The sequence below is a fragment of the Leeia speluncae genome (assembly GCF_020564625.1).
Lineage (GTDB): Bacteria > Pseudomonadota > Gammaproteobacteria > Burkholderiales > Leeiaceae > Leeia > Leeia speluncae.
The window spans coordinates 117819-141321 of sequence record NZ_JAJBZT010000008.1; the positions used below are offsets into that span (position 1 = coordinate 117819).

Annotated in this window: 22 protein-coding genes; 10 read left to right on the forward strand and 12 right to left on the reverse strand. The window is 44.1% G+C overall.

The features are described 5' to 3' along the window. Window positions 1-28 precede the first annotated feature (28 nt). Window positions 29-769, reverse strand: coding sequence for a hypothetical protein (locus tag LIN78_RS14185; RefSeq protein WP_227181502.1), 741 nt, complete (start codon window positions 767-769; stop codon window positions 29-31). A gap of 376 nt (window positions 770-1145) precedes the next feature. Here LIN78_RS14185 and LIN78_RS14190 point away from each other — a divergent pair, with 376 nt between their 5' ends. The 5 genes from LIN78_RS14190 to uvrB all read left to right on the forward strand — a co-directional run bounded on the left by LIN78_RS14190 (window position 1146) and on the right by uvrB (window position 6435). Then, window positions 1146-1631, forward strand: coding sequence for a YajQ family cyclic di-GMP-binding protein (locus LIN78_RS14190; RefSeq protein WP_227181503.1), 486 nt, complete (start codon window positions 1146-1148; stop codon window positions 1629-1631). Window positions 1632-1635: 4 nt separating this feature from the next. Further along, a complete protein-coding gene (locus tag LIN78_RS14195; protein ID WP_227181504.1) occupies window positions 1636-3024 on the forward strand; it encodes a sigma-54-dependent transcriptional regulator in 1389 nt (462 codons plus the stop codon). A gap of 182 nt (window positions 3025-3206) precedes the next feature. Further along, window positions 3207-3869: a ribonuclease T2 family protein gene (locus tag LIN78_RS14200; protein ID WP_227181505.1), complete on the forward strand. Its 663-nt coding sequence runs from the start codon at window positions 3207-3209 to the stop codon at window positions 3867-3869. A 13-nt stretch (window positions 3870-3882) separates the two neighbouring features. Beyond that, entirely contained in the window at window positions 3883-4371 is a 489-nt protein-coding gene (locus LIN78_RS14205) for a heme-degrading domain-containing protein (RefSeq protein ID WP_227181506.1), read from the forward strand. Between the two features lie 48 nt (window positions 4372-4419). Further along, the gene (gene uvrB / locus LIN78_RS14210; RefSeq protein ID WP_227181507.1) at window positions 4420-6435 is read left to right on the forward strand and encodes an excinuclease ABC subunit UvrB; all 2016 of its coding nucleotides are present in this window, start codon (window positions 4420-4422) and stop codon (window positions 6433-6435) included. 21 nt (window positions 6436-6456) lie between these two features. Here uvrB and LIN78_RS14215 read toward each other — a convergent pair whose 3' ends face one another. Both LIN78_RS14215 and LIN78_RS14220 read right to left on the reverse strand, forming a co-directional pair. Beyond that, entirely contained in the window at window positions 6457-7470 is a 1014-nt protein-coding gene (locus LIN78_RS14215) for a GGDEF domain-containing protein (protein WP_227181508.1), read from the reverse strand. A 147-nt stretch (window positions 7471-7617) separates the two neighbouring features. Further along, window positions 7618-7887, reverse strand: a complete 270-nt coding sequence (locus LIN78_RS14220) for a SemiSWEET transporter (RefSeq protein ID WP_227181509.1) — start codon at window positions 7885-7887, stop codon at window positions 7618-7620. Between the two features lie 241 nt (window positions 7888-8128). Here LIN78_RS14220 and LIN78_RS14225 point away from each other — a divergent pair, with 241 nt between their 5' ends. Next, the gene (locus LIN78_RS14225) at window positions 8129-9457 is read left to right on the forward strand and encodes a magnesium and cobalt transport protein CorA (RefSeq protein ID WP_227181510.1); all 1329 of its coding nucleotides are present in this window, start codon (window positions 8129-8131) and stop codon (window positions 9455-9457) included. On the opposite strand, the gene LIN78_RS14230 is transcribed toward LIN78_RS14225, so the two are convergent. Together LIN78_RS14230 and LIN78_RS14235 are read right to left on the reverse strand one after the other, a co-directional pair. Continuing rightward, a complete protein-coding gene (locus LIN78_RS14230) occupies window positions 9454-10806 on the reverse strand; it encodes a DASH family cryptochrome (protein ID WP_227181511.1) in 1353 nt (450 codons plus the stop codon). The two genes, LIN78_RS14225 and LIN78_RS14230, sit on opposite strands and share 4 nt — an antisense overlap. Before the next feature lie 42 nt (window positions 10807-10848). Continuing rightward, entirely contained in the window at window positions 10849-11829 is a 981-nt protein-coding gene (locus tag LIN78_RS14235; RefSeq protein ID WP_373307765.1) for an NAD(P)/FAD-dependent oxidoreductase, read from the reverse strand. On the opposite strand from LIN78_RS14235, the gene LIN78_RS18430 reads away from it, so the two are divergent. Beyond that, window positions 11788-11877 carry a hypothetical protein gene (locus LIN78_RS18430; RefSeq protein ID WP_373307763.1) on the forward strand — a complete coding sequence of 30 codons (90 nt, stop codon included), beginning with the start codon at window positions 11788-11790 and terminating at the stop codon, window positions 11875-11877. The two genes, LIN78_RS14235 and LIN78_RS18430, sit on opposite strands and share 42 nt — an antisense overlap. Here the strand turns inward: LIN78_RS18430 and LIN78_RS14245 are convergent. From LIN78_RS14245 to LIN78_RS14260, 4 genes are read right to left on the reverse strand one after another with little or no spacing between them, the layout of a single operon-like run. Next, a complete protein-coding gene (locus LIN78_RS14245) occupies window positions 11874-13400 on the reverse strand; it encodes a cryptochrome/photolyase family protein (protein ID WP_227181513.1) in 1527 nt (508 codons plus the stop codon). The genes LIN78_RS18430 and LIN78_RS14245 overlap by 4 nt on opposite strands. Before the next feature lies 1 nt (window position 13401). Further along, window positions 13402-13548, reverse strand: coding sequence for a DUF2256 domain-containing protein (locus LIN78_RS14250; protein WP_227181514.1), 147 nt, complete (start codon window positions 13546-13548; stop codon window positions 13402-13404). Next, the gene (locus LIN78_RS14255) at window positions 13548-15113 is read right to left on the reverse strand and encodes an FAD-binding domain-containing protein (protein WP_227181515.1); all 1566 of its coding nucleotides are present in this window, start codon (window positions 15111-15113) and stop codon (window positions 13548-13550) included. Before LIN78_RS14255 ends, LIN78_RS14250 begins: the two co-directional genes overlap by 1 nt. A 12-nt stretch (window positions 15114-15125) precedes the next feature. Continuing rightward, window positions 15126-15878 (reverse strand): SDR family NAD(P)-dependent oxidoreductase, encoded by a 753-nt coding sequence (locus LIN78_RS14260; RefSeq protein ID WP_227181516.1) that lies wholly within the window; start codon window positions 15876-15878, stop codon window positions 15126-15128. A gap of 247 nt (window positions 15879-16125) precedes the next feature. On the opposite strand from LIN78_RS14260, the gene LIN78_RS14265 reads away from it, so the two are divergent. From LIN78_RS14265 to LIN78_RS14275, 3 genes are read left to right on the forward strand one after another with little or no spacing between them, the layout of a single operon-like run. Further along, complete coding sequence (locus LIN78_RS14265) at window positions 16126-17181, forward strand: phosphotransferase (protein WP_227181517.1); 1056 nt, start codon at window positions 16126-16128, stop codon at window positions 17179-17181. Further along, window positions 17178-18506: an aspartate aminotransferase family protein gene (locus LIN78_RS14270; protein WP_227181518.1), complete on the forward strand. Its 1329-nt coding sequence runs from the start codon at window positions 17178-17180 to the stop codon at window positions 18504-18506. The genes LIN78_RS14265 and LIN78_RS14270 overlap by 4 nt, the downstream gene beginning before the upstream one ends. A 45-nt stretch (window positions 18507-18551) precedes the next feature. Further along, on the forward strand, window positions 18552-19427 hold the full coding sequence (locus LIN78_RS14275) for a DMT family transporter (RefSeq protein ID WP_227181519.1): 876 nt from the start codon (window positions 18552-18554) through the stop codon (window positions 19425-19427). A gap of 2 nt (window positions 19428-19429) precedes the next feature. Here the strand turns inward: LIN78_RS14275 and LIN78_RS14280 are convergent, their stop codons facing one another. The 3 genes from LIN78_RS14280 to LIN78_RS14290 all read right to left on the reverse strand — a co-directional run bounded on the left by LIN78_RS14280 (window position 19430) and on the right by LIN78_RS14290 (window position 23475). Next, window positions 19430-22423, reverse strand: a complete 2994-nt coding sequence (locus tag LIN78_RS14280) for an SEL1-like repeat protein (protein WP_227181520.1) — start codon at window positions 22421-22423, stop codon at window positions 19430-19432. Window positions 22424-22623: 200 nt separating this feature from the next. Further along, a complete protein-coding gene (locus tag LIN78_RS14285; protein ID WP_227181521.1) occupies window positions 22624-22950 on the reverse strand; it encodes a copper-binding protein in 327 nt (108 codons plus the stop codon). A gap of 51 nt (window positions 22951-23001) precedes the next feature. After that, the gene (locus LIN78_RS14290; protein WP_227181522.1) at window positions 23002-23475 is read right to left on the reverse strand and encodes a cupredoxin domain-containing protein; all 474 of its coding nucleotides are present in this window, start codon (window positions 23473-23475) and stop codon (window positions 23002-23004) included. Between the last annotated feature and the right edge of the window lie 28 nt (window positions 23476-23503).

Genomic DNA, 23503 nt, shown 5'->3' on the forward strand with positions numbered 1-23503 from the left:
TAGCTGCATGATTGAAATTTATTTAAATTTATTCAAATTCCACTGGCTCACAAAACCCTATCTTCTCGATATAGCGTTTTAAGTTGTCTTTATCTGTATTTAATAGTTTAAAAGCTGTCTTGCTATTGCTAGCATTTTTCTTTGGTTCACCACCGGCCCAATGGTAGCTTTGCCACGTGGCTTTCCAATGGTAATTTTCTGTTTTTGTCGTTTCGTACTGTAAGCGAAGAGAACCGGTAAATTCTTCTCTGCAATGTGGCGAATGGTTGTATTCCTCTTCTGTAAAACAAGCACGTAAATCTTTCTGGCAAGAAAACGGCACATTGCTGTATGTAGGTGCTTTAGCGATGTCGTTTTTCCCTTTTATCTCGTAAAAGTCGGCAATTTCCCAATGCCCGCCACCACCAGAATATCCTTCTGACCAGCTTTGGATAAGTGCAACGCTAAAGCGATTCGGTCCAATCGGGTACAAGGCCGGAAAAATGTATTTCCGAATGCGATCATCACTTTCAGGGAATGGAGAATCTTGCGCAATCTTGGAAAAATCCCATTTACCTTCTAAAGACCAATCTCCATTTTGGAAACTAAGCTGAAGCAGGTTTAAATCATCTGTGATGACATAAAAAGAGGTTGCTTGCGCGTTCTTGATCGTCAGTAGGTTGGGTTTTGACTTTGGCGTTTCGTTGTTTGTTGCCGTCTCACTACAATCTATCCACTTTTTACTGCATAAATACGCGTACCAATTTGCTTCTGGCCACGCTTTTTGCACTGTAGGGACAAGTACCTTTGCGGTAGGCTTGGGCGGTGCAGCGAGAAGGGGCGTAGCTAAGTTCGCTAGTAAGACTGTGAATATCGTTTTTGAGAACATAGTATTTTTGATCTATGATGAACGTATATTTTAACACTGTTTTTAGCGATGAAAGAAAGGAGGGTAACCTTGCCGTTGCATTGTATCTTCTCCTTTTGTGGCGGATCTTTTGCCAATGCTTTGGCTAATTTTCAGGTAAAAATTTGTCAGGCTGAATTTTAAAGACGCATTTCAAGTATGATTTTTGCGTTGTTCTACGCCATCTACATTCATTCCGCGCTAAAATAATGGCGTCATGCTAGCCTGAACCTAGCGAATAGAATTTTTGGAGTGTTAGATGCCTTCGTTTGATATTGTTTCTGAAGTGGATTTGGTTGAAGTAAAAAACGCGCTTGATCAGTGTAATAAAGAAGTCGGCAACCGTTATGACTTTAAAGGTAGCGATGCGCGTGTCGAGCAAGCTGAAAAAGTGCTGACCATGTATGCAGATGCCGAGTTTCAGTTAGACCAAGTTAAAGATGTCCTGATTAACAAATTAGCCAAGCGCAACGTAGATGTACGTTGCCTGGAATATGGCAAAGTAGAAAAAGTCAGTGGCAATAAAGTAAAACAAACCGTGACGGTCAAAGTGGGTGTGGAAACTGAGCTTGCGAAAAAGCTAGTTCGCATTATTAAAGATAGCAAAATCAAAGTGCAAGCTAGCATTCAGGGCGACACTGTCCGTGTGACTGGTGCAAAGCGTGACAACTTGCAAGAAGTTATTGCGTTAATGCGTAAAGAAATTACCGATTTCCCGCTGCAATACCAAAACTTCAGAGATTAATCTGATGGCAAGATTACCTGTCTTGGTCGTTGAAGATGATGCCTCTTTAAGAGAGGCATTAGTCGATACGCTTGAACTTGCGGGCTTCGATACTGTAACCGCTAGTGATGGTGCCGCAGCCTTACAAGTGTTGGCAAAGACAGATGTCTGCATGGTGGTTTCAGATGTAGCGATGCAGCCAATGGATGGTAATCAGCTTCTTCGTGAAGTGAAGATTCGTTGGCCGCATTTACCTGTGTTACTGATGACTGCGTATGGTGTCATTGAGCATGCTGTTGCGTCTATGCAGGCAGGTGCCGCCTTTTATCTGCCTAAGCCCTTTGAGCCAGAGGCGCTCATCGAACAAGTTACACGGTTTGCATTAAGCCGATTACCCGGTGACGACGATGCCGTCATCGCCGAGGCGGCAGAATCCAAGCAACTCTTACAACTTGCCGAGCGTGTAGCGCCAAAAGATGCGACGGTGCTCATTACTGGTGAATCAGGTACAGGGAAAGAAGTGTTGGCGAGGTTCATTCATCGCCATAGCCAACGTAGCAATAAACCTTTTGTTGCGATTAACTGCGCGGCGATTCCTGAAAACCTGTTAGAAGCCACACTGTTTGGTCATGAAAAAGGTGCCTTTACTGGTGCTAGCCAAACGCACATTGGCAAATTTGAACAAGCCCAAGGCGGGACGATTTTCTTAGATGAAATCGCCGAAATGCCCCTTGCGTTGCAATCCAAGCTACTACGGGTTCTGCAAGAGAAAGAGGTGGAGCGTGTCGGTGGGCAAAAGCCAATTTCACTGAATGTGCGCGTATTGACGGCGACTAACCGGGACTTAGCCTTATGGGTAAAAGAGGGTAAGTTTAGAGAAGATTTATTTTATCGTTTAAACGTATTCCCATTGCAAATCCCCGCGCTGCGTCAACGCAAAGCAGATATTGTGCCTTTGGCCAAAAATGCGATTAGCCGCTATGGCGAAGGACAAACACTACATTTAACCGATTCTGCGGCGAAAGCGTTGGCGTACTATGATTGGCCGGGCAATATCCGTGAATTAGAAAACGTGATTCAACGTGCGGTGATTTTATGCAACGGCCAGCAGATTACGCATGAAGATCTAATGATTAATGTAGATGGGCTTAACCTCTCTGACATAAGCGTAGCCAGCCAATCTGCTGAAGCTGACAGTTCGGTGAATAACACCAGTCAATTGGAAACAAGCCCTTCACCTGTTTCGACCACCGACAATATGAAAGAACTAGAAAGAAAGCATATTCTAGATACACTTTCTTCTGTTGCTGGCGTTCGTAAATTAGCGGCTGAAAAGCTTGGTATGAGTGAACGAACCTTGCGCTATAAATTGGCGCAATACCGAGAAGAGGGCTGGTTAGCGGACGATGCTTAAGTGCCGTTTAACTTAATGGATAATTGCTGCTTTTCCTGCATAAGAAACCTGATTGATGCTTCATCACACAATCAGGTTTTTTTATTTTCAAATCAAAGGAAACCCTGTCCTGAAAATGGGTTTAATGCAAGTAAAGATCAAGGTATGATGGATGGTTGCATGCAATTTAATCGGGTAGCCCTTTGAAGCCGAAGTTACAAAAAACACTCATTTCATTATTCATTAGTAGCGCTTGCTTCATTACGCCATTTTCTAGCATGGCCGCTGGCACGCCTGGGCAGTTTGATAGCTATTTATTAGCCTTGTCTTGGTCTCCTGACTACTGTGCTTCTCGTCCAGACGATGTGCAGCAATGCAGTAAAGGACTTGGCTTTGTCTTACATGGTCTGTGGCCGCAATACCAAAATGGCTATCCGTCTAATTGTAGTAATGAGCGTTTAGATCCGGCGGCAGAACGCCAGTATGCGGATATTTATCCAAGTAAGAAGCTTGTAAGACATGAATGGGACAAGCACGGAACATGTGCGGGTTTATCGCAAGCTAGTTACTTTACGTTGTCAGACAAATTAAAACGTTCTATCCGTATACCGAAAGAATTTGTGCGACCAAGCAGCCCATTTCGTATGACTGTTGCTGGGTTAAGTAATGCATTTGTAAAAGAAAACGCTCACTTAACGGCATCATCTATTGTCGTTTCTTGTAGTGGTGGCGGTCGCTTTTTACAAGAGGTCCGGGTGTGCTTTGATAAAGCCGGAAGTAAGGCGGTTGCTTGCTCTCCATCCTCACAAAAGCAAGCAGCAAGATCGTGTGCCCAACCAGACTTTTTAGTGCGTAATATCAAATAAGACGAGATAAAACATGGTGTTCGATGACGATTTGGCAATCATTGCTGCGCAAGAGGCGACTTTAACGTTTACACATTTTGATGCAGATATTGCCTGGGTAATTGGGCATCAATTAAGAGATGCGTTGCTCGCAAGAAATGCGGCGGCGGTGATTGATATTTGCCTTGGTGACCAAACGTTATTTCACATTGCGATGCCAGGTACGGCCGCAGCTAACGCCGAGTGGGCAAGAAGAAAACGCAATGTAGTTCGGCTAATGAACCAAAGCTCTTACGCAGTGGGTTTAGCACATGCCCATGCGACAGTGAGTTTTCATGAAAAAATGGGGCTTTCTTTAGCTGATTATGCCATTCATGGCGGTTCTTTCCCGATTCGGATTGGCAATAGTGGTTGCCTTGGCACCATCACGGTTTCAGGATTGCCGCAACGCGAAGATCACGCGATTGTGGTTGGGGTGCTTGCAAAGTATCTAGGCAAAACCGTACAAGAATTATCTGCTTAACTAATCCATTTTGAGTAGTTGAAGTTAACAAACCATTAGGCGCACTGCATGTCAGAAATTAAGACTTACCCAGGTTCTCCATACCGTTTGCACCAGCCATTTCCACCGGCGGGTGATCAGCCAACGGCAATTGAAAAGCTGGTAGAAGGCGTGGAAGACGGGCTTGCCTTTCAGACACTACTGGGGGTAACTGGCTCGGGTAAAACCTATACCATGGCCAATGTGATTGCCAGAACCGGCCGTCCTGCATTAGTCATGGCGCCAAATAAAACGTTAGCAGCGCAATTGTATGCCGAGTTCCGAGAGTTCTTCCCTGAAAATGCAGTGGAATACTTCGTTAGTTATTACGACTATTACCAGCCGGAAGCCTATGTACCAAGCCGGGATTTGTTCATTGAAAAAGATTCCTCCATTAATGAACATATCGAGCAAATGCGTTTATCTGCCACAAAGTCTCTCTTAGAACGCCCGGATTGTATTGTGGTGGCGACAGTATCGTGTATTTACGGTATTGGTGATAAAGCCGACTACCACAAGATGATTTTGCACGTAAAAGAAGGGGAAAAGATTGCGCAGCGTGCGGTGATAGAACGCTTGGTTTCCATGCAGTATGAACGAAATGATTTCGAGTTTAAGCGCGGTGTCTTTCGAGTGCGTGGAGATATTATTGATGTCTTCCCGGCCGAGATGAATGATCGCGCGATTCGAATCGCGATGTTTGATGATGAAATTGAAACGCTGCAATTATTTGACCCGCTAACCGGGCATATCGAAAAGCGCGTGTCGCGTTACACCGTATTCCCTAGTAGCCACTATGTTACCCCTCGCGATACAGTTTTACGTGCGTGTGAGGCGATTAAGGCAGAGTTAAAAGATCGTCTCGAGTTCTTTTACGCCAATGGCAAGCTAGTAGAAGCGCAGCGTTTACAGCAACGTACGCAGTTTGACTTAGAAATGCTCTACGAAATGGGATTTTGTAAAGGCATTGAGAACTACTCCAGACACTTATCTGGCCGTGATCCGGGCGACGCACCGCCAACGCTGATTGATTATCTTCCTAAAAATTCCATCATGTTCTTAGATGAGTCTCACGTGTTGGTGGGGCAAATCGGCGGGATGAGCCGAGGAGACAATGCACGTAAGCAAAACTTGGTCGAATATGGTTTCCGTCTTCCTTCCGCGCTAGATAACCGCCCGTTAACCTTCCCTGAATACGAACGGGTAATGCGTCAAACGGTGTTTGTTTCGGCCACGCCAGCCGCTTATGAAGCAGAGCACCAAGCACAAGTTGTCGAGCAAGTGGTGCGCCCAACCGGGTTGATTGACCCAGAGGTGGAGGTTCGCCCTGTCGTTACCCAGGTGGATGACGTACTGTCTGAAATTCATAAACGCACAGAAATCAATGAACGCGTATTAATCACCACCTTAACCAAGCGCATGGCGGAAGATTTAACCGACTACCTAAATGAGCATGGGGTGAAGGTTCGCTATTTACACAGTGATATCGATACCGTCGAGCGCGTGGAAATTATCCGTGATTTGCGCTTAGGAGTGTTTGATGTGCTGATTGGGATTAACTTGCTCCGAGAGGGTTTGGATATTCCAGAAGTATCACTAGTGGCTATTTTAGATGCGGATAAAGAAGGCTTCTTACGCAGTGAGCGTTCGCTCATTCAAACCATCGGCCGTGCTGCTCGTAACGTAAATGGTAAGGCGATTTTGTACGCTGATCGCATTACAGACTCGATGAAAAAAGCGATGTCAGAAACCGAGCGTCGTCGCTTAAAACAGATGCAATTTAACCTAGAGAATGGCATTACGCCAAAATCGGTTTCTAAGCGCATTAAAGATATTATTGATGGGGTTTATGATCCGGATGCGGCCAAACTAGACGCGGCAAGTAAAAAAGAACTAGTGGATATGGATCCGAAGAAACTAGCCAAAGAAATTAAACGGATCGAAAAAGAAATGTTGAATGCAGCGAAAAATCTAGAGTTTGAAGCAGCCGCAAAACTGCGGGATCAATTGAAAACCTTGCGTGAGCAGGTGTTTGGGGCTGAATAATCTTTGCTAAGTAGGGCGAGATTAAAAAAGAGAAATCTCGCCTTCTTTAAATTCGTTTTTGTATGCAATGCCGTTTGCCAACATCGATTCAAAGAAGGTGACGCAATCTCTACCATTTTGCTTGCTGTGATAAAGCGCTTTGTCAGCATAATCCAATTGTGTGGCAGAGAAGGTATTTGGGTCTAATTCGACTGCACCAATACTCACCGTTACTTGACCAACTTGTGGGAAGGCTTTTTGAGCGACTTCATTTTTGAATCGGTTTAAAGCCAATTCACAACTCGCCAGATCTGGGCAGCGCAGAATAACAATAAACTCTTCTCCACCAAAGCGGAAGATCATATCTTCAGTACGAAACTTATTCTTTAATACCTGAGCAAATAGCACCAGCACTTCATCGCCATATAAATGCCCAAATCGATCATTGACTGATTTAAAGTGATCAATATCCGCTATTGCTAGCCAAATACGTTTATTAGCTGGGCGGCGCTGATCATTTTGCAAACGTTCAGGTTCTAATATGGTTAGCCTTTGCAGTTTACTCATATATTCATCAAAAGTTTTTCGATTGTTTAACCCGGTGAGTTCATCTGTTTGAGCGTGCTGCAACAAAGAGCAAAAATTTTTATAGATGCCTAATACGCCGGATAAAAAGTGATGGTCGGGTGCGGTGAGCGGCTTTAGTGTCTTGATCACCAAATAGCCTCTTTCATAAGCAGATTCGACTAACTTAAATACGGTGATGGATTTTCCATCGTGGATATGACTAATCGTATGAAGGTTACCAAGCTCTAATGACTGGATAGCTTGTCCTGTAGGGGATTCATTTTGCAGTTCATCTTGTTCAAGCACTGCGCCATTTTCAGCAATTCTTAAGCGATACACCGCATTACTTTTTTTATCTAGCTTATCGATAGATAAGCAGAAAGGCGCAATCAGTTCTTGAAGGGTATTCAAGAGGCTGATTTCAAGCAGCTCGAGATCGCGGATTCCCGTGATGCCGATCAAGTGATCGAGGATTTGCGGTGCTTTCATGCTAGTAAATGAGAATCTCTATTCAAAGGATTGTCTCATTTAGCATAGCAGTTATTGAGAGAAATGAAATAAGAAATTTCTAATTTTGATTAAAAATTCAGTAAGAGGAATTATTTTTCTAATTCCTCTTATCATTTTATTGTTACATCATGCCTTTAGGCGCTTGGCATGAATGACACTACGAATTTTTAATGCAAGGATAGAGGCCGCCAATATCACTGTAATGGTATTCGCAATTAGGATAGGTAAAGCATTCATTAACGCACCATATATAACCCAGCAGATCAAACCACTCACCAAGATGATGTACATCACCAGAGAAATGCCTGCTAATTCTCGCGTTCGGTAGGTGTGAATCACCTGCGGAATCCAACAAATAGTGGTTAAGAAAGCCGCAACGTACCCAAAGTAGTCCATGGTGATTCTTCTATAAAAAAGGTGGTTAAAAAGAGTGATTAACGAGTTGATCGTATCACTAATAAGAATGGTTTTTAGTTAAGAAATTGATGGCTTTGGATACAATCTTCAATACTTTTATGCGGAATTTTGACGAGGCAATTTTGTGGCAATAGATAGGCGATGAAACCGCATTTCCGTCATCAGTCAGTCATCGCTTCGTGATAGAATCTGCGCCAATCCAAGGCGGAATGGTGGTCACATGTCATTAGAAAAAATTTCAGCAATTCTTGATAAGCAACGGCTAATCGAAAATATGGTGCATAGCCAAGCGATGCCAAAGCATGAGTTGGTTGAAGATGTGGTTCATCGTCAGCATTTGGCCGAATTGCAGAACCTGCTTGTTAAACTAGATGCGGAAGAAATCGCGCATGTGTTAACTGCATTAGATGTTGCAGATGCAAGAATGCTTTGGCAGCAACTTACTACCTCCCAAGAGGCGCAAGTGATGCCGCTGTTAGATGCAGATCTTGGGCATATGCTCTTAGAAAACAAAGAGATCGACTCATTCAATAGCCAAATTCACGCCTTTGAATTGGTGGGCGATCGACTTCAGCAAATTGGTATTAATAACCGTAAAGAATTAGACAATATCAAGCCAGTTTGGATTGATTTGTTAAATCCATCAAAGGCTGAACGCCATTACGTGGGGGTGACCTACGGTTTAGAGTTGCCTGACCCCGAAGATGGTACGGATTTAGAGGTAACTTCTCGCTTCCGTATTGAAGAAGATGGCGATATCGTCTTACACGCTAACTTCTTGTTAGATAAATCGGGCGATTCTCGAAGCGTCCCCGTGACCTTTATCTTGCATCAGGGTATTTTATTTTCTGTCCGTAATGAAGACTTGCCCGTATTTCGTTTGCAACGCCTCAGAGCACGTACGCAACCAGGCTATGTATCAGATTGTTTAGACGTATTGCTCGATCTTTACGGTGCAGATGTTGAATACTCTGCGGATTCTCTGGAAGATATTTATGGCACCTTAGGTAAAGTAGGGCGCCAAGTATTAAGTGAAACGATTAGCGATACGGAAGCCGCACGCATTCTTTCAGATATTGCTGAAGAAGAAGATTTGAACGGCCGAATTCGTAGCAATATTCTGGATACCCAACGCGCACTGTCTTTTATGCTGCGTTGTAAATTATTCTCGGCGTCGCAAGTAGATGATGTGAAGCAAATTATGCGGAACATCGAATCGTTAAATAGCCATACCGCCTTTTTATTCGACAAGATTAACTTCTTGATGGATGCGACCATCGGTTTCATTAACATTAACCAGAACCGTCGAGTAACTCAGTTAACCGTATTCGGTGTGGTCTTCATGCCAATTAATATCTTTGCTGGTATTGGCGGGATGTCTGAATTCTCGATGATGACCCATAATATTCCTTGGCCAATTGCTTATGGTGCGTTTGTTGTGACCATGGGCTTAATTGGCTGGGGTACGTATCTGGGCTTACGTCATTTAGAAACAAGAAAGCTTAAGCAAGCAAGTAAGCAAGTGTTGTTAGATAGAGATAACGCTTAACCTGTTAGATTGACAGAATGGTGGGACCGGTTAACCCACCATTGCTGGTAACTGCCGTCTTTATCATATTGATTGGCTTGTTTATCTATATCAAATCGCCTGCCACCTCTTGGATCAGTGCCTAGTCCTGCGATATAGAGCCAATTGCCTTGGTTGCTGTAGATATCAAAATCCACAAGGCAGTGTTCAAACCAAGCAGCACCTAAACGCCAGTCGCCTCTTAATTCATAAATCCAATAACTAGCAACAACTTGCCTTAGCCGGTTAGATAACCAACCGGTCAATCGGAGTTCATTCATTGCTGCATTAATGAGAGGGTGAGGCGTCTTGCCGTTTATCCATTGAAGGAAAATTTCTGTTTGATTATTTTCTTCAGTTTTTGCATTAGATAGACTGCTTAATCCATTGTTTTTATATAAATTATTTTTGTATTTAAGATGTAAGAATCTAAAGTAATCTCGCCAAAGTAGCTCAAACCATATCCAATAAGTGCTTTCATTTTTTGCAGTATGTAATTCATAGCACTTTAGTTGCGCCACTATTTGCCTTGCACTCAAATTGCCATTTGCCAACCAAGGTGAAAAGCGAGTGGAAAAAGTATTTCCTGCTAGTTGATTGCGGGTTTCTTTATAAGTACTAGGCAGTGAGCCGCGAAAATAACTTGCAAGATGCTGTTGTGCCTGATGTTCACCTGCTTGCCAGCCTTTTTGTAAATACAGGCTGTTAGAGAAATTCTCCGCTTCAACTTTGCTTAGTGCAGGCAGGTGTTTGTCTAAAATGCTAAGCCGATTTGCTGAATCTATATTTTTTGGTAGCGGCGGTATGCTAGTGATCCTAAGAAGCGGTGCAGGCGGTGTGACAGCATTTTTTTCTAACTGCTGACGAAATTGCGTAAATACGTCTGGTAAATGATGAACCTCAAAAGGGAGTTCATTTGGTGATATGAATGAAGATTGCCAAATGATAGTTACCTGACAGCCTTGCTGTCTAAGTCGAGCAACTTCGTATTCTTCCTCTGGAGCCACAATCTCTTCGCAGAAAATTTCCGCCTGATATGACAGACTTAGCTTGGGTAATGTCGTTTCAGGTGGCCCTTCAAGTATCTGTAATTTGCTACCAAGCGTTTTTAGGTCTTTATCTAAGGCCTGCAAACTCTCTCTTAAATATTGTTCTTTTAGCCGGCTATGTCTTGGCTTGCTAGGTAAATGCCATGCAGGAAAAGGGGATTCTTTGGCCGTATTAAGTACAAAAACAGGAATGAAGAAATCTGCTTGGGCAGTTGCCGCCAACAACCCAAGTTGATCACTTAGACGAAGATCATTTCTAAACCAATATATAATGGTTTTCATTTTATAAATCAGTTATATAAGAGGAATAATTAAAGTTACATATTAATATTTATTTTCTAATATTGCCTCTGCTGCCGCTAAGCCTGACAAGAAGGCTCCTTCGATTCTGCCATTAGATAACCAGTCTCCCGCAAGGGTGAGACTATCTTCATGGAGGGCATATTTCAATTGAATTTGCCCAAAGTAACGGGAGTATCTCCAACGATGCACCTGGACTTGCTGCCAATTAAAGTAGCGAAATGCGGGTTCTTGTTTCAAAATAAAGTGCTCAAACTCAGCTAGTAGTTGCTGGGCAATATCATCGGCAGTGGCTTCTAAATGCGCTAAAGACCATTCTGGGGTCGCGTGGATGACCCAATCGGTCCCATCATGGCTAGAGGCTCTACCGGGTTTGGTGCTGTTGTTCGCAATCCAGCGAATTGGCCCTTGATTGACATAAATGCCGCCATAGGGGAACGGCAAGGCGACTGGTGTGTGCACCAATAGCGCCCAGCAAGGAGAAATCTTAATCGAGGTCGCAAACTCATAGAAAGGATGCTTAGGAGGCAGTAATGCGACGGCTTGCGGGGAAGGAATGGCTAACACTAGCTCTTCACAAATGTATTCTAGGTCTGGCGTAAACACATGCCAGCCATCTTCGTGTTTTTCTATGTCGGTTACTTGAGTTTGCAAGCGTATATCAATGCCTTCTGCTAAATCATGCAAAGGGGCATTTAGCTTTGGTGTTCCTACATAGTGTGGTTTTCTACTTACTTTAGAGAGATGTTGGCCATCCCATGCCCCAATTGGGGTTTCCCACACTTTGACGATGCCTTTGGCTTGCCAACTTTCAACCATTGCAACAAAGCGCTTATCCTCTGCTGTGAAGTATTGCGCACCGTGATCCCATTGGTGCTCATCACTTCGTCTTGTTGACATGCGCCCACCAATCCCACGTGCTTTTTCTAGAATAATTACAGATCGACCGGCTTTTTGCAGTGTGTGTGCGGCGGTTATGCCTGTCATGCCTGCACCAATGACAATTACTTCATGTTTTACTTGATTCATTCATTCTATCCTATTGTTTTTTAAATAGAATTAAGGTTTGATAAATGGTGGTTTGCTTGTTGGGTAATCGCCTCTTGCTCTGCTGAGTCGAAGCGTTGCCAATTTTTGTATACCATGGCCAGTCTTGGATTATTTTTTAATTTACTCTCATGTAGTACGTGAAAATTCCAATATAAGCTATTGAATGGGCAAGATTTATCACCTATTTTTTCTTTGTAGCTATACGAGCATTCATCACAATAATTGCTCATTCGATGGATATAACTGGCTGAACCCGTATAAGGCTTACTGGCGATTAATCCTAGATCTGCAAACTGGCTCATGCCCCTTGTGTTTGGTAGTTCTACCCACTGAAAAGCATCGATATAGATACCAAGGTACCAGTGATCTACTTCATCTGGATGACAACCCGCTAATAACGCAAAATTTCCTGTCAGCATCAGTCGCTGAATGTGGTGTGCGTAGCCCGTTTCTAATGATTGGGTAATGGCATGTCGCAGGCAGTTCATCTTTGTTTTACCAGACCAATACCAAGATGGAAGCGGGCGATGATGTTCCAATCCATTTAGAGTCTGATATCCAGGCATTCTTGCCCAATACACACCACGAATATATTCACGCCAGCCTAATATCTGCCTGACAAACCCTTCGACCGCAGCCAATGGGGCTAGCTGCTTTTCATAAGCGTCTACCACCGCTTGGATAACCTCTAGTGGATGCAATAACTTTGTATTGAGTGCAAAAGAGAGACCCGAATGAAATAGCGTTCTCGATTCGGTACTCATTGCATCTTGATAATCGCCAAAGGTGACTAACGCGTGCTGAATAAAGTACTGCAGCCAAACCTTTGCTTGTTGCCTACCGGTTGGCCAAGTAAACGCGTTAGCAGATGGGTTCCCCATCGTTTTTACGCCTGCGGAACAAATCTCATCCCAGAGTGCTTGCAGGTTCTGCGCTTGAATTGGCCAATCAGGCGCCTTTGGCGTGCCAACCCATTTTTTTCTGTTTTCTGCATCAAAGTTCCACTTTCCACCGAGTGGTTTTTGCTGAGCATCTAACAAGATTTGCCAGTGTTTCCTTTGTTCTCGGTAGAAAAACTCCATTCTCGGGATTTTATGAGCAAACTTTTCTTTTAACTCTTCTCGGTTACATAAGAAATGTTCGCTATCCACAATCTCAACCGGAATAGAGAGGGTAGACGCTAGTTGTTCTAGCGTTTCTTCTACGCGGAATTCGTCTGCTTGCTGTCTTTCAAACCGAGTAATTTGCTTATCTGAAATGATGTGCTTTAGGTTTTCAGATAACGATTGTCGGTTTTGTTGGTCGCAAATCTTGAGATATAAAACCTGATGTCCCGCGCTTTGCAGCGCATCAGCAAACCGGCGCATAGCAGCAAAAATGCCCAGTACTTTTTGTGCATGATGACGGACGTAGTCTGTTTCGCTACGTACCTCCATCATTACATAGAGAACATTGGGATCTAGTTGTTTATACCAACTGTGACGAATATTGAGTTGGTCTCCTAAAATCAGGCGAAGAGTTCTCATGTTATGACTTAGCCTTCTTTTGCTTGGCACAGCGCTCGCTGCAATATTTGACTTGTTCCCAATCACGCGCCCATTTTTTGCGCCAAGCAAAAGGGCGATTACACACTAGGCAGGTTTTCTCTGGGAGTGTCGTTTTATGATGTGCCATCAACTTGCCTCCTCAAACAAATCCGCTTGAATCGCATTGGTTGATTGCGCGGTTCGCTTTTTAGGGGCGGTATTGCTTCTTTTGCGGCTCCCATGTTTTTGCATCACGGCAGCTTTCATGTTTTGCCAATCACAGTTTTTTCGCCACAGAGAGATTTGGTCTCTTGCGAACCGGATAGCTGCTTTGTGTTCGACGATTGGGGCAGGGTAATCTCGCCCAATCATCACGCCGCACGCTTGTTGAATAGCGTGTGGCATTTTCCATGGTTCAAAAATGAATAGGTCAGGCACTTGTCTTAGTGCTGGTAGCCAATGCCGGACAAATGTGCCTGTGGGGTCATGGTCTTCGGCTTGTTTGATTGGGTTGTAAATACGGAGTGTATTTATTCCTGTCATGCCAGACTGCATCTGTATTTGTGGGTAGTGAATTCCTGGCTCGTAATCTAAGAATTGTCTTGCCAAAAAATGCGCTGGTTTTTTCCAGTCTAACCAAAGATGGTAACTAGCAAAGCTAACTAACATGGCGCGCATCCTGAAATTCAGCCAACCTGTGGTTTTTAGCATCTGCGTACAGGCATCTACCAGCGGATAACCGGTTTCTCCACGTTGCCAAACTTGGAAGTGGCTTTCATTCCATTCCGCCGCCCGCATGCCTTCTAACCCTGCATGCATCGCTTTAAATTCGATTTCAGGCTCGGTTTCAAGTTTTTGAATGAAATGACAATGCCAATAAAGCCTGCTTTCAAATCGATTTAACGAATCGTTTAATTTTGGATGGTTTAATCGAAGTGGGTAGCGTTCGCTCGCTTGAACCACTTCACGAATCGACAAATTACCAATGCTTAAGTAGGGCGAAAGGCGAGAGCAGGCAGAGCTTGCTTTTAGAGGGCTAGAGATTCCACCTCGATATTGGGTAGCTCTATGATCTAGAAAATCCATGAGGGTTGCTACTGCCGCACGTCTGCCACCGATTTGTCGGTGGGCAAAATCAGTCTGTCCGGCTAGTTGTTGTAAAACTGAATGGTGAACTATAGCCAACGTGGTTTGCTTGATTATTTTGGCTTGCTGATCAATCGATAACGGCGTGACGTGTTTCGGCTTTTCAAGGCGATCGCTATGCAAGCGGATTTCTCTTAAGCCTAACCATTTATCTCTATTACTTAAGCGACGAATAACACCATTTTGCGGGTATTCGACCCATTGCACATTGTGGGCTTGGCACCATGCTTGTACACGGATATCTCTTTGAAAGGTGGCGTTGTTTCCCGTTTCTTCATGGCTATGGATAGACTCGATTGAAACTGTTTTCTGAATGTGGCGTAACGCTTCAGTCGGATCACTATAAACAAACAGAATGGGAATCCCCAATTGTTGTAAATCGTGCTGAAGTTCTGTTAGGCATTCATAGGTAAATTGCCAATGCCCAAGAGAGAAATCTGGTTGAGAAATAATGTCTGGTTCTGCGCAATAAAGCGCCAATACCTCACCAGATGCACAAGCCGCATGCAGCGCGGCATGATCATGCACACGGAGGTCTTTTTTAAACCAAACAATCTGTAAGCCCATGATGAGCGTCTGCTAGGCTTTTGGAAGTGGATGTATTACTGCATGCCCGCCATCCACACCAATGACTTGTCCGGTTATCCAGCGTGCTTCTTCACCAAGCAAAAATGCGGCAAGTGCTGCAGTATCTATCCCTTCGCCAATCATCCCCATTGGGTTCATTTTTGCATTTCTAGCCGTTGCTTCTGGCGTTCCGGTCAGCCTAGCGGAGAGTGCCGATTGTGTTAAACCCGGCATGAGCACATTCACGCGAATCCCCTTGTCTGCATATGTTGCCGCGGTAGTTTGCCCAAGGCTTGCGACTGCAGCTTTGGCACTAGCTATCGCCTCATGATTGGGGAATCCTGCACTCGCTACTAAAGAACCAATCAGCACCGCCGCGGCACTTTGTTTTTGTTTTAACTGGTGCACAACAAATGCTTTCAAAACACTAAACGCACTAAAGTAATTTTGTTCGAAAAGGTTTTTACAATCGTCTAGCGAGGTGAGGTGAAGTGGCTTAATTAGGGTGGAGCCCACCGCATGGCAAAGCCCTGATGGATTAAACCCATGAGACTGCATCTGCGATATGGCGTTTTCAACGGCTATTGGTTGGTTCACGTCTAGCGGTAATACAAGGTGCTCGCCAGATAGGGTGTTTTGTAAAGTTTCTAAACGAGCAGCCTCTCTTGCTGAAAGAATTAATCGATGCCCATTCATGGCTAATTGTTTGGCAAGCGCGCTACCAATTGCCCCCGTAGCACCGGTTATCCAGATATCTTTTTGCATGGTGGACTCCTCAAAAAAGCGGATTTTTCAACTATGAAAGTGGAAAATCTCACATAGCTAATATTTGAATATTACCACTTGGTTTATAAAAATACTAATTAGTAGTTTTAATGATTGATTGGTATTTTAAGGTGGGGAGAATGGTTTTTATTTAGTTTTTGAGGTGGCGGTAGCAAGCGATATTTGCGAGAATGTATCCAATATTCAAAGTTGGTTTTCAATATCATTTACTTAGCAGGAGCTAAGATTGAGCGAATCTGTCGGTAATCTTTTTTCTACTGTTGCGGCCAAAACACCTGAGGCGGATGTCTTAGCCTGTTTGGATACGATTTATGGTTTTACAGGTGAATTGAGCCTGCTAAATAGTGAGCGAGATGAAAATTGGCTATTAAAAACCAATTTTGGCGATGCTTACGTAGTAAAAATTACGCACCCTGCGGAAGACCCTGGCGTTACTGATTTTCAAACCCAAGCGCTAGTTCATGCGATTGAAAAAAATCCTAATTTGCCCATTCCGATGGTCATCCCTCGAAAAGATGGCCAGCCATATGGTTGGGAAATCTTGGGGGATAATCCACCCAGAATTCTACGGGTATACAGTTATCTAGATGGTATTCCCTTGCCAAAGTTGGCTAAAACCGCTGCACAACGTCGTGATTTAGGGATGACTCTGGCTAGATTAAACGTCGCGTTATCGGATTACGAACATCCTTCAGCCGGGCATTATTTGCTGTGGGATATTCAGCACACCGACAAACTGCAATCGCTATTGGCTGAAATGCCAGCAGGGGAGCAAAAGACGCTAGCTGAAAAATGGATGAACCATTTTATCAACTACACTCAGCCAAGGTTAAAGCAGCTGCGTACGCAGGTAATTCATAATGACCTGAACCCTTACAATGTGTTGGTTTCACCAGAAGATGAAACGACGACTACCGGGATTATTGATTTTGGGGACATGGTATTTGCCCCCTTAGTGGATGAACTAGGCGTAGCTTGTTCTTATCAGCTATCTAGCAATGAAAACCCGCTAGACACCGCGGCAGAGCTCATTGCTGGTTATCATCGCATTAACCCATTGCAGCCAGAAGAAATCGATTTATTGCTAGACGTGATTGCCGCTAGGTTATTAATGACGGTCACGATTACTGGCTGGCGCGCGGCCAGATACCCAGAGAACGCAACCTATATTTTACGGAACAATAAAATATCCTGGGATGGGTTAAAAGCGTTAGATAAACTCAATCGCCAAGAGGCGACTCACTATTTACGCCAAATTTGCGAGAAGGAATTTGCCAAATGATTAAAGACCAACGCATGGCAAATGCCTTTGACCCAAGCAAACTGGCAGGGCTAAAACCAAATGAACAAGCAATGATCGAACGCCGTCAAAAGGCGCTAGGGCAGGCTTATCGCCTTTTTTATGAGCATCCTGTCCATTTCGTCAGAGGCGAAGGTGTTCACTTGTACGACCCAGAAGGTAATGCCTATCTAGACGTGTATAACAACGTTGCATCTATCGGCCATAGCCATCCCAAAGTAGTAGAGGCCATTGCCAAACAAGCTGCCACTCTCAATACCCATACCCGTTATTTAAACGAGAGTATTCTAGATTATGCCGAAGCATTGCTGGCCACGTTTGGTGGGGAAACTTATCAAGCCATGTTTACTTGCACGGGCAGTGAAGCAAACGACCTCGCATTTCGATTGGCTAGATCGTATACCGGCGGGACTGGCATTATCGTTACCGAATATGCCTACCACGGCGTAACGAGTAGCGTTGCAGAGTGTTCGCCAGCCTTTGGCCCAAATCTTCCCTTAGGTATTCATGTAAGAACCATCCCAGCACCAGATACATATCACTTTGATGAGGCAGCAGCTGAACGTCGATTTTTAGATGGCCTCTCAGCAGCGATTTTAGACCTGCAACGTCATGGCATTCGTCCTGCGGCGTTGATTGTTGATACCCTATTTACGAGTGATGGCGTCTACCCAGAACCTGTCGGCTTACTCGCAAAAGCAGCTAAGTTAATCCGCGAAGCGGGTGGTTTATTGATTGCCGATGAAGTCCAAGCTGGTTTTGCCAGATCTGGCAGCCATTTCTGGGGATTTCAGCGCCATCAGGTGGTGCCAGATATTGTCACCATGGGGAAGCCAATGGGGAATGGGCATCCCATTGCCGGCTTAGTGGCTAAACCTGAAATCATTGATCATTTCGGCAAAAATGTACGTTACTTCAATACCTTTGGAGGCAATCCGGTTTCATGCGCAGCAGGTATGGCTGTGCTGAACGCGATCAAAGAAGAAGGATTGCAGGAAAATGCAGCCCAAGTGGGGGCGTACTTAAAAGCAGGCTTTGAAACATTAGCAGAAACGCACACTTTAATTGGCGACGTTCGTGGTGCAGGGCTGTTCTTAGGTGTTGAAATGGTCACTGATCGGGAGAAGAAAATCCCCGCAAAAGAGCAAACTACTTGGATTGTGAATCAACTTCGAGAACGACGCATTCTGATTAGCACCATTGGGCCAGACGGCAATATGCTAAAAGTCCGTCCACAGCTTCCATTTTCTAAAGCGAATGCAGATCAGTTGCTAAACACCTTAGATGATCTTTTAAAACAGCTTTAATCCGGCTTTAATCGCAGTACCTACAAAGAGAATAATAACGACAGTATGATTTACCTAAAGCTCATCTTTACTACGCTCTTTTGGGCTGGTTCATTCATTGCTGCGCACGTGGCAGTGGGCACCTTACCCCCAATGGTAGCCGCATGGTTACGCTTCTTAATCGCGGCTTTTTTATTGTTAGTCTTAATGTATAAGAAGGAAGGTTTGCCCAAGTTAAATACTCGCCAAGTGGTGACAGTATTTGGCTTGGCGCTAACAGGCATATTGGCGTACAACTATTTCTTTTTTAAGGGCTTATCCCTCATCCCCGCTAGCCGAGCAGCACTGCTTGTCGCCCTAAACCCCATTTTAACTGTGGTCACAGAATCGCTTATTTTCAGACGTGTGCTAGCACCAAGCCGTTTAGTGGGCGTTGTCTTATCGCTAATTGGCACCATTTGGGTGGTATCTCAAGGCGATATCAACTTTATTACCCATATGCACGGTGGCATGGGCGAGTTGATTATCTTGGGCGCTTGTCTTGCTTGGGTTGCATATACCTTAGTCAGTAAACTAGCGATGAGTGGACTAACTCCACTAACAAGTACTGCTCTGAGTAGCAGTCTAGGTTTTCTCATGATTACGCCTTTTGCTTTAGAAGCTGGGCTCATGCAGCATCTACCCGCATTACAAGCAAAAGACTGGTATTTGGCTGCTTATTTGGCCATCCCCGGAACGGTGATTGCTTTTAGTTGGTACGCCGAAGGCATTCGTGAAATTGGCGCGCAACGCACTATTATTTTTACGAATCTTGTGCCGGTGTTTGGTGTATTACTTTCGGTGTTATTGCTGAACGAACACTTAAGTGGAGCAACCTTATTTGGCGGGTTGATGACAATTGTTGGTGTTTTCCTCACCAACCGGCCACAAAAGGTGACTTAGTTCTAAGGATTCATTTCGGCTAACAAAGTGGCTTTTCTTTCTTCCCAATACGCCTGTTGCTCAGGATGCTTAAGGGGTGATTCGGGATTGCCATAGATATCTTCAATAAGTGAAGTAATGCAGGCAATGTCATCTAGGTTAGCTGCAAGAAGTAAGGTTTCTTCCGCTAATCTCGGGTTGTATTCCTTTGTTTCTGGATCAAGACAAATTTTTGCGTAGGAAAAGCAAGCCGACTCACTGTGTTCAATGTTTTTATGGATGATTTTAGAAAAAGCATACGCTGCTTCAGAATACTTTTTGCGCCGAGCGTTGCCGGTTAATTCAAACGCTTCTTCCATTAAGACTGTGCCTGTGTGAAAGGCACAGCTTTCATCTCCTGTGCGTTCAGCTTGGCGAAAATAATCTAGTGCCATCGGCAGGTCGATCTCGACGCCTCGACCATATTGATAGGCAAGGCCAAGGTTGTGCATCGCGACACTAGCGTTGTATTGAATCGCCTTTTCGTAATAGCTTTTTCCCTCTATTCGATCTTCCTTGCCGCCAATCCCTTCACTAAGTAAATAGCCCAATTCGGTAAGGATATTGCCATCCGTGGCTCCTCCATGTTGAAGTGCAAAGCGAAGCCATTCACGTGCGGTATCTGCTTGTTCTGGTCCACCAAGATCAGATTGCAATAACAATGCTAGTTCATACATAGCACTAGGATGACGTGGATAAGGAGATTCCTCTGGAGAGGGGGTTCTGTCTGGATTGCCCGAACTCGCTTTCAATGTCTTTGCAATTTTCTTCCAAAGGGAAGGCGAGGATGACTTTTCGATTGCACCGGTGGCTTTCCATAGCCAATGACGAGCCAACATAGCATCTACATCTACACCCGTCCCATCCCGATACGCTCGACCTAATTCTAATGCCACGTTCAAGTCCCCTGTTTCTGAAAAACAGTTGTGTAGGTAATCGATATGTTTTTCGACTCGTCCATCCAAATAGAGCCAAACATATTCACCTGACTCATTAGGCACCGCTTGTAAGGGTTTACCTGTGGACCAAGTTTCGTAGATACTCTTGCGAAGCATTGCCGTTAGCCATCCATCTCCGTTAATAGAGATGGCCTTTCCAATCCAAGCATATTCAGGTGGGAATATTTCTTCCCCTTTCGCCGATAATATCCCCGTTCTTACATCGCCTAATCGATCTCGGTCTGCTTTGGGGACATCCATTCCAACTAGAAAGCCCCAGTGTTGATCATCAAACTGGCTATCGAGTAAATAATGCCAAACACAAGGAATGATTTCTTGTTGGGAGTCAATATCATAAACCCCACGGAGCTTACGTCGTCGTGCTCCTCTCTGAATGACAATCGCTAAATGTTGCTGATAGGTCTGTCTTTGCGTTGCCATCGTCATGGTTTGGGGCATCAGAGACTCAATCGCATCGTACTGAATGGGGATGAGTATTTCGCCATTGGCATCAATCAAACCCGATTGTTTCTCAATACGTACGATACATTGTTTGTGGTATGGCGCTAAAAGGGAAAATGGCTCATCTTCAAATCCCATATCATCAAAATAGCGTGTTTCGATATCATGAAAGCGAATAGGGGTAATAGCCACTCCACGCCAATCTAGCATTCCCCATAAATTTCCAAGACGTGCAGCTAGCTGGCAACGCGTCAGTAATACTTTTATTTCATCATACTGTGGGGAAATCCAGATTTCGCCAGCCGCGTTTGCCAGACCAGTTTTACCTTCGCTAACGAGCGAGAAACCACGGACATCCTCACGCCACTCAATTTCTTCATAAGCTGGTGGCAGAATGATCGAGCCACTGGTATTCATTAAACCAACGCGACTCTTCTTCCAAAATGGTGCAAGTCCAGATGGACTAAAACTACTGACATCATCATGAATTGCAGGGATAACAATCTTGCCTTCATGATTGATGAAGCCGAATTGCGTACCCGATCGAAACGGGGCATAACCATTTGCAAATCCCCATAGCTCATCAACAGAAGGGGGGAGTAACCAAGTGCCGTCGGCATTCAGAATGCCTTGCAGGTCTCCTTGTCTAACGATTGCACAATGAGCACCGCACAAATCTTCTCCTTCAAAAAAATTCCATACTTCATCTAATTGAGGTTCAAAAGCTAAGGTGATTTCGCTTGGTTGTAATCTGGCATACGCAAATAGTCCATCTCGCTCTAGCCAAACCCCGCCGGTGGTTGCCCAAGAAATGCCTTCCCACTCTGGTTTGAGGACTACTTCAATGAGCCCTGTCTGTTCATTATGTCTACGAATACCCCATTGCCCATTTTCGGCGAACCGTTCATATTCACCCTCTAAGTGATTTTCCCAATCCTTCGGCGCAGGTTTAAATTCAGAAAATGGCAGTTCTTGTGGTTTGTCAGCCATGGAGAAGTAATCGTGATCAATACCTGAAAAGCCAAAACTCCATGCCCACGCATGCCATGTTTCAAAACCCTGACCATACTCTTGCAAACCCAGAGCCTCATCTAAATCTGCATATCGGTCAGAAGTTATCGCATTGCTAATTTGTTGCCAACGCTGATTACATTCTAGCTGGCAACCTTCAATAAACTCTTCAGGCGATTTACTCTCTAACCAAGACAACTCATCCAAATTGGCCGAAAAGATGACTGCACCACTCGTTTCTGCTTTTATGGAATCAATCTCTTCACGTAGATGAGTCAGCAGGGCTTCGAATTGAAGTGTAAGTAAGGGTTGTTCGTGTAGGCGAGGGTGGGTGGATATCTTTTCTGCTAATTGCTTTAGCCTATCCATCGCAGCTTCTGCATCTGCGGCAAGATTATCGGTATTTGCATCACCAAAAACGCGTTGATCGGTAATTGCTTCGCTTGCAAGTCCATTGGCGAGTAAGAGTTGCCAGAGCGTTGGAAAATTATTATTTGCTTCCGCGATTTGAGTGCCCTGACAGTCGTTATTGGCAGGCATCACATACAAAAAAGAACGATTACCCATTTTGGCTGTTAACTATCTTGTTTAGTAAGTTGTAAACTTTAACATGATATTGACATTTTAAGGGCGTGTTGCGTGCTCTGTGCTCGAAATAGCGTTGCTTAATGGGATTTGGTAGGAAGGGTGGATATAGAAGTAAGGGAAAGCAAAATTTCTCACCCCACCTTTTCAATCTTGGTGGGGTATCATCAAAACTAGCGAGGTTATGGTTTAACTTGGATATTGGCAGCGAGCATTTTTCCTTCTTCATGCGATGCTTCAAAAGTAACTTTATCGCCTTGTTTTATCTTTTCTAGTTCAGCCTTATCTTTCACTGTAAAAACCATCGTCATTCCCGGCATGTCCATATGGGCAATCGGGCCGTGTTTAATGGTTACTTTGCCCTGAGCTAAGTCTACTTTTTTTATTTCACCTTCTACTGAATGAGCAGTATGCATTGGCATCATCGGTTTTTCTTCTGCATGTACCAATACTGGTGAAACTCCTAGACATGTAATCAACGAGCAAATCAGGGTATTGAGAAGTTTCATCTTGATCTCCTAATAACAAAGCGATTGTTGCGACTTAAACCGTACAAAACACTATTTTTTTACTTGAATAATGCCTTTCATCCCCGCATCAAAATGGCCAGGATGAAGGCAAGCAAAATGCACAATGCCAGTTTTACTAAATTTCCAAATTACTTCGCCTGATTGCCCCGGAGCAAGGGTAATCTTGCTCGGTTCATCATGCTCCATGTCTGGAAATTTCTTCATTACTTCATAGTGTTCTTTCAGTTCTTTTTCTGTACCCAGACTAAATTCATGCTTTAACTTCCCCATATTTGTAATGATGAATTTAATCGTTTCCCCGTGTTTCACCTTGATATCATTAAGTGAAAACTTCATATTGTCTGATGCTTCTAAACGAATGGTTCGACTAACCTTTTTATTGCTTCCGGGTTGGCCAATTTCAGATTGTTCGTGGTGGCCACCTGCGTGATCGCCAGCGGCAAAGCCAATCGTACTGATGGTAAAAAGGCAACTCGCTACGCAGAGAGAATGGAGTAATTTCATTGCTATATATTCCTAATTAGTCGCTCAA